This is a genomic window from Vibrio sp. DW001, assembly GCF_029016285.1.
In the GTDB taxonomy this organism is placed as follows: domain Bacteria; phylum Pseudomonadota; class Gammaproteobacteria; order Enterobacterales; family Vibrionaceae; genus Vibrio.
Map to the genome: position 1 here is coordinate 395604 of NZ_CP091976.1, position 12139 is coordinate 407742.

Annotated in this window: 14 protein-coding genes; 10 read left to right on the forward strand and 4 right to left on the reverse strand. The window is 43.7% G+C overall.

Annotation, left to right across the window (positions count from 1 at the left end; translation table 11 throughout):
- Positions 1-8 precede the first annotated feature (8 nt).
- The 10 genes from L3V77_RS19175 to L3V77_RS19220 all read left to right on the forward strand — a co-directional run bounded on the left by L3V77_RS19175 (position 9) and on the right by L3V77_RS19220 (position 9116).
- Positions 9-1475, forward strand: a complete 1467-nt coding sequence (locus tag L3V77_RS19175; protein ID WP_275137852.1) for a fructuronate reductase — start codon at positions 9-11, stop codon at positions 1473-1475.
- A gap of 10 nt (positions 1476-1485) precedes the next feature.
- Positions 1486-2898 carry a glucuronate isomerase gene (gene uxaC, locus L3V77_RS19180; RefSeq protein ID WP_275137853.1) on the forward strand — a complete coding sequence of 471 codons (1413 nt, stop codon included), beginning with the start codon at positions 1486-1488 and terminating at the stop codon, positions 2896-2898.
- Between the two features lie 22 nt (positions 2899-2920).
- Entirely contained in the window at positions 2921-3886 is a 966-nt protein-coding gene (locus L3V77_RS19185) for a sugar kinase (protein ID WP_275138259.1), read from the forward strand.
- Between the two features lie 30 nt (positions 3887-3916).
- Positions 3917-4552 carry a bifunctional 4-hydroxy-2-oxoglutarate aldolase/2-dehydro-3-deoxy-phosphogluconate aldolase gene (locus L3V77_RS19190; protein WP_275137854.1) on the forward strand — a complete coding sequence of 212 codons (636 nt, stop codon included), beginning with the start codon at positions 3917-3919 and terminating at the stop codon, positions 4550-4552.
- Positions 4553-4789: 237 nt separating this feature from the next.
- Positions 4790-5371, forward strand: a complete 582-nt coding sequence (locus L3V77_RS19195) for an outer membrane beta-barrel protein (protein WP_275137855.1) — start codon at positions 4790-4792, stop codon at positions 5369-5371.
- A 144-nt stretch (positions 5372-5515) separates the two neighbouring features.
- A complete protein-coding gene (locus tag L3V77_RS19200; protein ID WP_275137856.1) occupies positions 5516-6112 on the forward strand; it encodes a VTT domain-containing protein in 597 nt (198 codons plus the stop codon).
- A 92-nt stretch (positions 6113-6204) separates the two neighbouring features.
- The gene (locus tag L3V77_RS19205) at positions 6205-7281 is read left to right on the forward strand and encodes a D-alanine--D-alanine ligase (protein WP_275138260.1); all 1077 of its coding nucleotides are present in this window, start codon (positions 6205-6207) and stop codon (positions 7279-7281) included.
- Between the two features lie 12 nt (positions 7282-7293).
- Positions 7294-7821 carry a DinB family protein gene (locus L3V77_RS19210; protein ID WP_275137857.1) on the forward strand — a complete coding sequence of 176 codons (528 nt, stop codon included), beginning with the start codon at positions 7294-7296 and terminating at the stop codon, positions 7819-7821.
- Positions 7821-8570, forward strand: a complete 750-nt coding sequence (locus L3V77_RS19215) for an NRDE family protein (protein ID WP_275137858.1) — start codon at positions 7821-7823, stop codon at positions 8568-8570. Before L3V77_RS19210 ends, L3V77_RS19215 begins: the two co-directional genes overlap by 1 nt.
- A gap of 72 nt (positions 8571-8642) precedes the next feature.
- The gene (locus tag L3V77_RS19220; protein ID WP_275137859.1) at positions 8643-9116 is read left to right on the forward strand and encodes a YHS domain-containing (seleno)protein; all 474 of its coding nucleotides are present in this window, start codon (positions 8643-8645) and stop codon (positions 9114-9116) included.
- A gap of 48 nt (positions 9117-9164) precedes the next feature.
- Here L3V77_RS19220 and L3V77_RS19225 read toward each other — a convergent pair whose 3' ends face one another.
- From L3V77_RS19225 to L3V77_RS19240, 4 genes are all read right to left on the reverse strand, one after another.
- Positions 9165-9677 (reverse strand): NUDIX domain-containing protein, encoded by a 513-nt coding sequence (locus tag L3V77_RS19225; protein WP_275137860.1) that lies wholly within the window; start codon positions 9675-9677, stop codon positions 9165-9167.
- A 20-nt stretch (positions 9678-9697) separates the two neighbouring features.
- Complete coding sequence (locus L3V77_RS19230; protein ID WP_275137861.1) at positions 9698-10882, reverse strand: MFS transporter; 1185 nt, start codon at positions 10880-10882, stop codon at positions 9698-9700.
- A 92-nt stretch (positions 10883-10974) separates the two neighbouring features.
- Entirely contained in the window at positions 10975-11601 is a 627-nt protein-coding gene (locus L3V77_RS19235) for an HAD-IA family hydrolase (RefSeq protein WP_275137862.1), read from the reverse strand.
- On the reverse strand, positions 11598-12137 hold the full coding sequence (locus tag L3V77_RS19240) for a GNAT family protein (protein ID WP_275137863.1): 540 nt from the start codon (positions 12135-12137) through the stop codon (positions 11598-11600). Before L3V77_RS19240 ends, L3V77_RS19235 begins: the two co-directional genes overlap by 4 nt.
- Positions 12138-12139 lie beyond the last annotated feature (2 nt).

Consider the following 12139-nt stretch of genomic DNA (forward strand, 5'->3'; position numbering starts at 1 on the left):
CGTTAATCATGACAAATAATATTTCAAACACCACACTTAATGCAGGTTTAGTGACACCAAGTTACGACCGTCGTCGCCTAAAAACCAAGATAGTCCATTTAGGTTTTGGGGCGTTTCACCGCGCTCACCAAGCGCTTTTTACTGACGAAATAGCGGGATTGTCCGAGAGTGATTGGGGCTATTGCGAAGTGAATCTATTTGGTGGTGAAGAACTGATCAAACAACTTAGAGAGCAAGATCATCTTTATTCGGTGGCAGAGAAAGGCGCCGACAAGATAGACGTTAAAGTCATTGGATCCGTAGTCGAATCTTTGCATTCTACTTTTGATGGCGCCCAAGCCGTACTAGAAAAAATGGCCGAGCCACAGGTCGCGATAGTCTCTATGACGATTACGGAAAAAGGCTACTGTTCCGATCCCGCGACAGGTGTTCTAGATAATACCAATCCACTTATTATCCATGACTTAGCAAACCCAAGCGCGCCACAATCCGCAATTGGCTACATTGTAGAAGCACTCCGCCTCCGTCGTGATAGAGGTTTAATGCCTTTTACCGTTATGTCTTGCGATAATGTACAAGAAAATGGCCATGTTGCTCGCGCCGCGGTAATGGGTTACGTACAACTGTTAGACCAAGAGCTGGCGCAATGGATTGAGTCTAATGTTACTTTCCCATGCACGATGGTCGACAGAATTGTTCCCGCAGCCACAGAAGACACGCTAACAGAAATAGCCGAATTATTGGGTGTCAGAGACCCTTGTGGTATCGCCTGTGAACCATTTCGCCAATGGGTAATTGAAGACAACTTTGTCGCTGGTCGACCTAATTGGAACTTAGCTGGTGCGGAATTTGTAGAAGATGTTATCCCGTTTGAGGAGATGAAACTGCGCATGCTGAACGGTAGCCACTCGTTCCTCGCCTATCTAGGCTACCTAGGTGGATACGATCATATCTCAGACACCATGACAGACTCTGCATACAAAAAAGCGGCTCTCCATTTAATGCTTGAAGAACAAGCGCCAACCTTGTCCATGCCAGAAGGTGCAAACTTGAAGGCCTATGCAGAGCTCTTAATCAACCGATTTACCAACCCCAGTTTGAAGCACCGAACATGGCAGATAGCGATGGACGGAAGCCAGAAGCTGCCCCCAAGAATGCTTAATTCGGTCATGTTTCATCTCGAATCTGGTACCAGTTACAAACACTTGGCAATGGGTATCGCTGGCTGGATGCGCTATGCCTCTGGCATCGATGAAAATGAGCAACCAATTGAGGTATTCGACCCGTTGGCAGTTGAACTACGTACACTATGCGATACACACGGCCGCGATACGTCAGTCGTGAAGGCATTGATGACAATAGACTCCATCTTTGCGCCAGAATTAGCGAGCAATAGCCAGTTTGTGAAAGCAATAGAAGAGGCGTATAGCCAACTTATTACATTAGGTGCAAAAGGCGCAGTAGCCGCCTTGTAAGGGGAAAACAATGAAAGACTTTATGTGTGACGATTTTCTGCTCACAACAGAAACAGCAAAGCGCCTTTATCACGAGTACGCAAAAGATCAGCCAATATATGATTATCACTGCCATCTTAATCCACAAGAGATAGCGCAAGATCGTCGCTTCGACAACCTAGGTCAAATCTGGCTCGAAGGCGACCACTACAAGTGGCGTGGTATGAGAAGTGCTGGTGTCGCCGAGCAATTGATCACCGGCAATAGTACCGATCTAGAGAAATACATGGCATGGGCGAAAACCGTGCCTCAATGCGTGGGGAATCCACTTTATCATTGGACACATTTGGAGCTTCGTCGCCCATTCGGCATTACTGGCAAACTATTCGGGCCAAAAACCGCAGACGGAATTTGGAACCATTGTAATGAACTGCTCGCGACGCCGGAATTCAGTGCTCGCGGTATAATGAAACAGATGAATGTTCGCATGGCAGGAACCACCGATGACCCTATCGACTCATTGGAATACCACGCCATTATCGCCAAGGACGACAGCTTTGACATAGAGGTTCTGCCGAGCTGGCGGCCAGATAAGGCATTTAAAATTGAACTCGAGGGATTTGCCCATTATATGCAGGCCCTTGGGGAGTCTGCCGACACAGAAATTCGCTGCTTCGACGATCTATTAACAGCACTTTCTATCCGCTTGAAACACTTCGACCTACACGGATGTCGAGCTGCCGATCACGGAATCGAAGTCGTCCGCTATGCGGCTATTCCTTCTGAAACCGATCTCGACAAACTGATGGCACGTCGCCTAAATGGCGAAACACTGAATGATTTAGAAATTGCACAATTTAGTACCGCCGTACAGGTTTGGTTGGGTAAGCAGTACACCAAGCTTGGTTGGGTAATGCAGATGCATATTGGCGCGCAGCGTAACAACAACACACGCATGTTCAAACTGCTTGGCCCTGATACTGGTTTTGACTCCATTAGTGACCGTACCTTCGCGTATGAGCTTTCTTCCATACTTGATGAAATGGACAAGACTGACGAGTTACCCAAAACGATCCTTTATTGCCTAAACCCTAGAGACAACGAGATGATGGCTACCCTGATAGGTAACTTCCAAGGTGGTGGTATCGCAGGTAAAATCCAGTTTGGTTCAGGCTGGTGGTTCAACGATCAGAAAGATGGTATGCAGCGCCAAATTGAGCAACTGTCTCAGCTTGGATTGCTTAGCCAATTTGTTGGTATGCTAACCGATTCACGTAGCTTCCTTTCTTATACAAGGCACGAATACTTTCGTCGTATTTTGTGTGAGATGGTCGGTCGTTGGGTTGAAAATGGTGAGGTTCCAAATGACGATTCATTGCTAAAACCGATGATAGAAAACATCAGTTTTGGTAACGCTGCTCGTTTCTTTAATGGAGCACAATAGCGCTATGAGCAAAGCCGACAGTATGAAAAAAATCGCCATTATCGGAGAGTGCATGATCGAGCTAAACGGAAAACCGTTCGGTGACATGTGGCAAACGTTTGGTGGCGACAGCCTCAACTCTGCGGTATATCTTGCGCGTGCAGCAAGACAGCACGTTCAGATCAACTATGTCACCGCAATGGGTATTGACCCATTAAGCGAAGGCATGGTTCACCGCTGGCAAGCAGAAGGCATCAATACGCAGTTTGTGCTAAGGGATAAAACAAGGCAACCAGGGTTGTATCTTATTCAACTCGACGACCAAGGGGAACGTACTTTTCTCTACTGGCGCAATCAATCTGCTGCTCGCTATATGCTGCAACATTCGGGTTTCACGTCACTGGCAACAGAACTTGAAGCCATGGACATGGTTTATTTAAGCGGCATCAGCTTAGCTATTCTCTCTGATCAAGATAGGACCAGCTTGTTGGCGCTGTTAAAAACGCTGGCAACCAAAGGAGTAGAGATCGCCTTTGATTCCAATTTCAGACCTGCACTTTGGCCACAAAATGAAGATTGGAAAACGGTTAAAAATACCTATTCAGAACTGCTCTCATTTTGCGACCTTGCCCTCGTGACTTTTGATGATGAGCAAGCGATTTGGGAAGACGACTCTCCCGAAGATGCATTGATTCGTCTAGAGAAAGCAGGCGTTAAAAAAGCGATTATAAAGTTGGGCTCGGAAGGTTGTCTATTTAAAGATTTTCGCCAAACGGGCAACGAAGCCATATTGGTAGCAACAACACCAATCGAAACGGTTATCGATACGACATCAGCAGGTGATTCCTTTAACGCCGGTTATTTAAGCGGTCACTTAACGGGTATCAAACCAGAAGAGTGTTGTTTACGTGGCCATCAACTTGCTGGAGCTGTAATACAGAGCAAGGGCGCAATTGTGCCGCTGTCGGCAACCCAAGCGATAACGAGCCAATTTACACAAACCGACTGATCCTTCAGTCTAACCATAAAGGACAATTCAATGAGCACAACATTAGATAAACTGAAGGAACTTAAAGTTATTCCAGTTATCGCGATAGATAGAGCAGAGGACATCGTACCTTTAGGCAAAGCACTAGCAGAGAATGGCTTACCCGTCGCAGAGATCACCTTTCGATCGGATGCCGCCGTCGAGGCTATCCGCTTACTAAGAGAAGCACAACCAGACATGCTGATTGGCGCTGGAACCATTCTGAACAAAGAACAAGCGATGGCAGCAAAAGAAGCCGGAGCAACCTTCATTGTTTCTCCGGGCTTCAACCCGAACACAGTAAAAGCGTGTCAAGAAATGGGTATTGATATTGTGCCGGGCGTCAATAATCCAAGCACCGTGGAAGCGGCGCTAGAGATGGGCTTGAAAACCCTCAAGTTCTTCCCAGCGGAAGCCTCTGGTGGTATTGCCATGGTGAAATCGTTACTTGCTCCGTACACCGATATTGAGTTAATGCCAACTGGTGGTATCAACTCAAAAAACATCAACGATTACCTTGCCATTCCGAGAGTCATTGCGTGCGGCGGTACCTGGATGGTAGACAAAAAGCTCATCGATGAAGGGAAATGGGACGAAATAGGCCGTTTAACAAGGGAAGCGGTAGAACTCGTTAACTCGTTCAACTAACTCGGCTTAAATTCAAAATCTATCCCACTTCCATTCGGCTACGATATTCGAACTATCGTAGCCGAATGTCTTTATCTGCATCGCAGGGCGTCTTTCAATCCAATAGTTCCATTTAGTGCGATGATATCTTATTCAAAATTGAGAAAATTGCGGTAAACGTCAATATTTAGGCTATTTTAAATATATAGTATGTATCTATTACTCCAATAAGATATCAACAAAAACAATAGGCTATTTATGAAAGGAATCTCTTTAGTACCGCTTGCGTTAATATCCCTCCCCTTCTTTGCGATTGCTGATGAAGCACCTGCTGACTCCTCAGCACAGCACCAATTAGGCGTACGTGGTGGTTGGGTTACCCAACAACCAGAATACGAAGGTCTAGGTGAAGCAGATGATAGAACCACTGGCCATGTCTATGGCATTGACTACACATTCTTAAAGCCCTTCGGTGAATCCGGACAGTTCAAATGGGGTGTAAACGGTGGAGTAGATAAAATATCTAACACTGTTTATTTTGGTGGTAGCAATAGTGGAGTAGACGTAGATTATTACTCCACTCGCGCCGCCGGTGTTTTTGCCTATGGTATCACCCAACAAATAGACGTGTACGGCAAATTAGGGTTGAGCTACAACTACGGTGACTTTGGCCCTAAACAAATCAACGGTGTGGGAATATTCGAAGCCGTTGGCTTTAGTTATCAATCATCGAATGGTGCTTTTTCTGCCATAGAAGGTCAGATCGACACCTTTAACGATGATCTGTACGAAGCGCCATTCAGCTTGTCACTCATTATTCGTGCTGGATTCACCTTTTAACGCGATTTCTTTTTGTATTAACGAAAACGGCCATCCTAGGATGGCCGTTTTTTTATTTTGTTATTTTTATTCTAACTTTTGTGAAATAAATCCTATTCTTTAAGGGTCTTGTAATGGTAATCACTTATTTTTAATAGGAAAGAAATGACAGATTGGCTCACGCAAGGATTGGCTGTATCAGGAAACCTCACCGTTTTAGAGATCGCTGTCTCCATCATTTTGCTCTCTTACTTGTTAGAAGATCTCGCCATCATCACCGCCGCACTATTGGCTGCTGACCAGTCCATCTCCCCCGCGATTGCTTTAATCGCCATTTTTATTGGTATCGCAACCGGAGATATGGCTTTGTATGGTGCAGGTGTACTCGCCGCAAAATGGCGGGGATTGAGATACCGCTTATTAAAAAACAGAGGGATGCGTATCGTCAGATCACGGCTCAAACACCGCCCTCTTTTAAACATTGCCATTATTCGCTTTATCCCCGGGCTAAGAACGATAGGTTTTACCTTAAGCGGCCTATTTGGCATCAAATTTTATCAATTTATGGGTGCGGTATTGTTAGCCACTGCCATTTGGACCGCATTCATATTCTTTTGTATCTACCAACTTGGTTCAATCAGTTGGTTAAGTGACAGTCAGTGGAAATGGGTTATCGCACCATGTGCCTTCGTCGTTTTATGGTTAATCAATCGAACATCAAGAAAAAGAATGAATACTCACGGGAAAGGAGCCTCCATTTGAGCGCACTCAATCAACCAGAGCCAACTGGTCAAATAAAAAAGGACAACGTTCTCCCTCTGAACAAAGGACAGTCTATAGAGTCTCGGCTAGGAATGCCTGAAATGGACAAATCTGGTCCGGCCGTTTCTCGATATGAGTTTTGGCCAACATGGTTTTTCTATACACCCGTTATTATTCAAAGCTTATGGCATAGCCTTAAATATCGAAGTGTTGGTCTGCCATTGATCGCGAACCCATCCATCTGGTTAAGCGGGATGGTAGGTGAATCGAAGAAAGATATCCTTAACCTAGCAGGTAAAGAAGCAAAGCAATGGATTCTACCTTTCTGCACCCTTAGGAAAAACAACCAATCTATCGCCATTCAGATACAAGATGCGCTCGATGCAATGGAATCCGAAAAATTGGCGTTTCCGGTCGTCGCCAAACCAGACAAAGGTTGCCGCGGGGCTGGTGTCAGATTAGTTCACAACAAAAAACAGTTGGTTGACTACATTCAACGATTCCCAACAGGGGCTGATTATCTGCTGCAAAAAAAATCTGATTATGATGCTGAAGTCGGTGTTTTCTATATGCGATACCCTGGCGAAACCAAAGGTCAGGTTTTCTCAATTACGTTAAAATACGCCCCCTATATAGAAGGTGATGGTATAAAAACGTTACAGCAGCTGATTCATGACGATCCAAGAGCAGGACAGTTAGCAAAAATCTACGAAGAGAGGCATCAGCAGAAACTCGATTGGGTTCTACCTAAAGGCTTAGAGTTCAGACTGGCGTTTGCAGGCAGCCATAGCCGCGGCAGTATATTCAAAAACGGTAATCAATTTATTACGCCCGCGCTAACAGAGCAATTGGATGCGATATTCGACGACTTCAATGGTTTCCACTACGGACGGCTGGATATCAAATTTAAAAACATTGAAAGCTTAATGGCTGGAAAAGAACTACAGATTATTGAGATCAATGGTGCAAGTAGCGAAGCCACACATATTTGGGACAGTAAGACGACATTATCAGAGATATTTTCAACCCTACTCTTCCAATACCGTTCTCTTTACAAAATAGGGTATTTACAGAAAAAAGCCGGCCATAAACCACCGAAGCTGAGTGCTTTGTTTCAAGCCTTAAAAGAAGAGAATGAACTTATTAAACAATACCCATCAACGGATTAAGCAGGCCGTAATATGAATAATACATCTATTTGTCCATCTATTATTGGCAGTTTAGAAGCAGTAGAACAGAGCTTGGCTTTATGTGCACTACTTGATAATAACAGTTACGCATTTAAAGCGACGCCATATGTGCAAAGTTCTATCGGTGAACACCTAAGGCATATTTTGGACCTATTTTTTGCACTCGTTAAGCAACCCGATATTGGTGTTGTCGATTACGATCATCGCCGTCGTGGGGCCCCTGTCGAGACAGACCTGCTTGTGGGCATTTCCGAACTGCAAGAGATTAAAGCGTGGTTAGACGCATTGAAAACCGATCAACTTGATGCCCCAATCACCATCCTGTCAGAAGCCACTATCTCTACTCAAAAAGTGTGTGAGATGACCTCTTCATTGAGACGAGAGTTACTATTCGTCTCAAGTCATACCATCCATCATTTAGCCATAATAAAGGTAATTACAACGCACTGTGACATAGAAACTAACGAGCATTTAGGCTACGCTCCTGCTACGGCGACATATTTAAGAGGACAAGCTTAATGTGCACGGCATCGTGGCTTCTTGATAAAACGGGTTACCAAGTTTTCTTCAATAGAGATGAACAAATTGGTCGAGCGAGAGCGCGGCCACCATCTCAAGTTAAAAGTGAATCTGACGTCAGTTTTTTGATGCCAGTGGACCCTGTTGGACAGGGAAGTTGGATCGCAACCAATGAGCTTGGCCTCACGTTATGTCTTCTGAATTTTTATCAGGGTGACATCCCTGAAGGTGAGTTAATTAGCCGTGGGCAATTAGTCCGATCTTTTGCTCATTTTTCCAGCGCAGAATCATTAACCTCTGATTTCATTAAACTAAACCTAAGCCAATATGCCCCATTCACCTTGGTTATATTTGACGCACAGTTAAGTTCAGACCAAGGCCACGTAAAAGCGCTTCAATGGGATGGCAAGACATTAGTCGATACGTTGCCATTGCCTCCTCTCATTTCCAGCGCCGTTGATGCCGATAATGTACGAACCTCTCGTAGGCAACTTTTCACCCGCTTCAATTCCAACGACGAGAGCACCACATCTAGGCTCGCTTTCCACCATAGCCACGAGCCCAATAAAGGTCATCTTTCACCCTGTATGCATAGAGATGATGCCCACACGGTCAGTTTCACCCATGTGATAGTAAACAAAGACGAAATAAACGTTAACTATCAAGATGGCTCACCATGCATGCAAGCGCCCTATCATAAAAGTGCGTTAGCTAAACTCGATACCAAACAAAAAGAAAAATTTGCTTAGTTTGTGTGAAAGTTTTCCGCGTCCTTATCTGTCTACTCTGTTAACTGCGAATAATTATCAAAGGACGTTACAATGAGAAAGTGGTTATCGAGTATTTTAATACTGATTGCAAGCGTATTGTTCACTCTACCAGCGCTGGCTGAAGAACCAGTATATACAGGATTCTTTAGCAACAAAGCCTTAGATGGTTACGATACCGTCGCCTATTTCTCACACAGCCGAGCGATGAAAGGCAAAAGCGAGTTCAAACTAGAATACATGGGTGCTGATTGGTATTTTTCTAGCAAAGGCAATATGGATAAGTTTAAAGCAAACCCTTCAAAGTACGCTCCGCAATATGGTGGCTATTGTGCGTGGGCAATAGCAGAAAAAAATGATTTTGCCTCTGGTGATCCCGAGCAATGGACGATAGTCGATGACAAGCTATATATAAACTACAATCGAGATATTCAAAATAAATGGCTTAAAAATGTACCTAAATTTATCGCTCAAGGGAATAAAAATTGGCCTATGTTATTCAAGAAAAATAACATTAATAATGAATAATACCCTTTGTTTAGAAGATAAAATAATCAGGCGGATAGCCTGATTATTTTATCTTCTAAACTTAATTAACTGCTTGAACGCAGTTTTTGTCGATTCAAAAGCAAAATTATTAAGATCTACATCAGTAATCGCAATCCAATTGATCCCTGCCACATCATCTTGCGGTGTCATAGCGGGTTTTTCATCAAGCTCTACCACAAAAAATGTATCACACGTTTTATACGTAATTTCCTTATATGGATAGGTATTAGGGTTAGAGCTAACGTATATCGCATCACCTAAATCAAGTTCAAGATCAAGTTCCTCATAAAGCTCCCGTAAAATCGCCTGTTCTAACGTTTCATCGGGATCAACAAATCCACCGGGGAAATCCCACATTCCTAAACCTGGATTCCTTGCTCGAGTCGCGATGAGCACCTCATCTTTACAACAAATTGCGACCATAACTGCCGTCGCCACATTCTGAAACAAAGCAAATGAACATTCGCTACATGTGTAAAGCTTTGTAGGTACATATTGAATAATCAGTGATTTTGAACCACATTTAGGACAAAACTGCATGTTGTGAATCCTCTGATCCTTTATCGCCAACTCAGTACTCTGACTTCGTTACCTTCCGCTGGTTTTTCAGGTACGTTCAGCGCAAGTAATAGCGACACAATCGCCATGCCCGCTCCCAATAGAAAAACCGCCGCCGGTGAAACAAGCCAAATAACACCAAACGTAACGGGAATAACCACTGCTGCGATATGATTTATAGTGAAGGCGACCCCAGCTGTTGACGCCATATCCGCTGGATCAGCAATCTTTTGAAAATAAGTGCTAATGGCTAAGGCCAAGGCAAAAAACAGATGATCGACGACATAAAGAGCGGCGCCCCACTCCGCAGTTTCCACAAAGGCGTAGCCAAGAAAAACGGCGATCAAACCAATGTATTCAAACGCGAGTGCCTTTCGTTCTCCAACCCGGCCAATCAGTCGCCCAATTTTCCTTGCGAATAACCAGTTGAACGCGTAGTTAATAAGAAAGAGTAAGGTAATATCCGCTGCAGAATATCCAAATTTTTCTACCATCAAAAACCCGGCAAATACCGTAAATATTTGTCGCCTTGCACCACTCATAAACGTCAAAGCGTAGTAAAGCCAATATCGCTTTCTCATGACAAGCTTTTTATTCTGTTGGGTATGGGTTTCAAAGGCTGGGAAGGCGAACGCAAGCACCAACGCGATCATAAAAGCGACGCTACCGGCGATAAGATAAACCCAAATGTAGTCTAACTCTAGCTGTTCAAGCGCCAACCAGAGTGCTGCGTAGGTAAAAAGCGAAGCAAAAGCACTAACTGAGATAAGCTTACCTAACACCTCTGGTGCTTCTGCTTTCGTTAACCATTGTAAAGAGAGTGATTGCTTTAATGTCTCAAAGTAATGGAACCCAATAGACATCATTAGTGTTGTAAACAGTAACCCGCCAAGAGATGGAAAAAATCCAGTCGCAGCAGTACCTAGCCCACACATTGCCAACGCAATAATCATAAACTTCTGTTCACGGATAAATAGAAGAACAAACACGACGGTAAAGGCTAAAAACCCTGGGATTTCTCGAACACTTTGAAGAAGACCAATATCGGCACCATCAAAATTTGCACGTTCCACCACAAAATTATTCAGTAAAGCCTGCCAACTCGAAAAGGCGATAGTGATAACAATAGAAGTAAGTATCAAAAAATTCTGTGGGTTTTGCCAAGCCCGGTGGTTAGATGTTTGCACTGGTTATCCTTAGTGGTGCTAATGCGCTTATTTTTTAAATCTAAGATGCGATTGACCAAGCTTAAACTTAGTTTTCCATAGAATGGAACATCCTATGACAATAATGCGCGAATGTCGTGCATTGATGACACGCGATATTCAACATCAATATCAGCATGGATTTGATGAGGGTCATATAGGACAACATTCATTCCAGCAGCTTGAGCCGCTTGGATCCCGACAGGGCTATCTTCAACGACTAGACAGTTCTTGGGTTTATAACCCATTTTTCTTGCGGTATGCAAAAATATATCAGGTTGAGGCTTCCAAATTTCAATATCATAACAACTAAAAATATTGTTATTAAAAAACGTTTTCAGGCCAGTGATTGTCAATGCCTGATCAATTTTTGCTCGAGGTGCAGAAGAGGCAACACATATTGGTAACTGAACATTCTCAAGCAGTTCCTTAACCCCTTCGTTTGCCCTCAGTGACTCCGCAAATAATGCTTTCACTTTTTCTCGATATTTCCTCTCAAAATGTTCGGGCAACGTCATTGAATGTTCGTCTTCTATTGTGGCAAGAATGTCATTAAACTTAACGCCACGGAACCTATCAACCAGTTCTTGAGCGGCAATGATTATACCTAATTCCGCCAGCTTCCATTCTAGGGCTTGATTGCACAAAAGTTCGCTATCAACAAGCGTACCGTCACAATCAAATATCACTAATTCAATCACAATTGATTCTCTTTATGTAAAGCATAAATGGCGTGGTCCACAAGGCGACCACCAAGATATTCCTGTTGAGTGATTATGCCTTCAAGGGTCATTCCCAATCGTTCACAGATTGCTCGGCTTGGTTTATTCCCAGTCGCGGCGGAAATCTGTACCTTCTGCATATCAAGTTCTACAAACGCTATTTCTATAAGTGTTGCACATACACGCGCCATGATACCTTTACCCTGATAAGGTTTGGCAAGCCAATAACCTATCTCTACTTTTTTCAGATGATGGGCAATGGAGTTAAAGCTCGCATTTCCGACCAACTCATTCTTATAAAAAACACCACAAACCATGGATTTGCCATCAGCATAATCATGCAAAGAACGCTGAACAAATTCTTCGAAATCGAGCTTACTTTTACAATGAGGGGGCCAAGCAAGCCATTCTTCAAGGTATTCAAAATTATCTTTGGCCAATTCGGCGTATCGCGGGGCAAATGATTTGTGTACTAACGCAAGCTTTACTTCACTGTCAATTTCTCTATAAAACACCG

Excerpts from the sequence above, each read along its gene's own strand:
- L3V77_RS19195 (WP_275137855.1), top strand. The coding sequence starts at position 4,790 with ATGAAAGGAATCTCTTTAGTACCGCTTGCGTTAATATCCCTCCCCTTC.
- L3V77_RS19210 (WP_275137857.1), top strand. The coding sequence starts at position 7,294 with ATGAATAATACATCTATTTGTCCATCTATTATTGGCAGTTTAGAAGCA.
- L3V77_RS19215 (WP_275137858.1), top strand. The coding sequence starts at position 7,821 with ATGTGCACGGCATCGTGGCTTCTTGATAAAACGGGTTACCAAGTTTTC.
- L3V77_RS19200 (WP_275137856.1), top strand. The coding sequence starts at position 5,516 with ATGACAGATTGGCTCACGCAAGGATTGGCTGTATCAGGAAACCTCACC.
- L3V77_RS19185 (WP_275138259.1), top strand. The coding sequence starts at position 2,921 with ATGAAAAAAATCGCCATTATCGGAGAGTGCATGATCGAGCTAAACGGA.
- uxaC (WP_275137853.1), top strand. The coding sequence starts at position 1,486 with ATGAAAGACTTTATGTGTGACGATTTTCTGCTCACAACAGAAACAGCA.
- L3V77_RS19175 (WP_275137852.1), top strand. The coding sequence starts at position 9 with ATGACAAATAATATTTCAAACACCACACTTAATGCAGGTTTAGTGACA.
- L3V77_RS19190 (WP_275137854.1), top strand. The coding sequence starts at position 3,917 with ATGAGCACAACATTAGATAAACTGAAGGAACTTAAAGTTATTCCAGTT.
- L3V77_RS19205 (WP_275138260.1), top strand. The coding sequence starts at position 6,205 with ATGCCTGAAATGGACAAATCTGGTCCGGCCGTTTCTCGATATGAGTTT.
- L3V77_RS19220 (WP_275137859.1), top strand. The coding sequence starts at position 8,643 with ATGAGAAAGTGGTTATCGAGTATTTTAATACTGATTGCAAGCGTATTG.
- L3V77_RS19225 (WP_275137860.1), bottom strand. The coding sequence starts at position 9,677 with ATGCAGTTTTGTCCTAAATGTGGTTCAAAATCACTGATTATTCAATAT.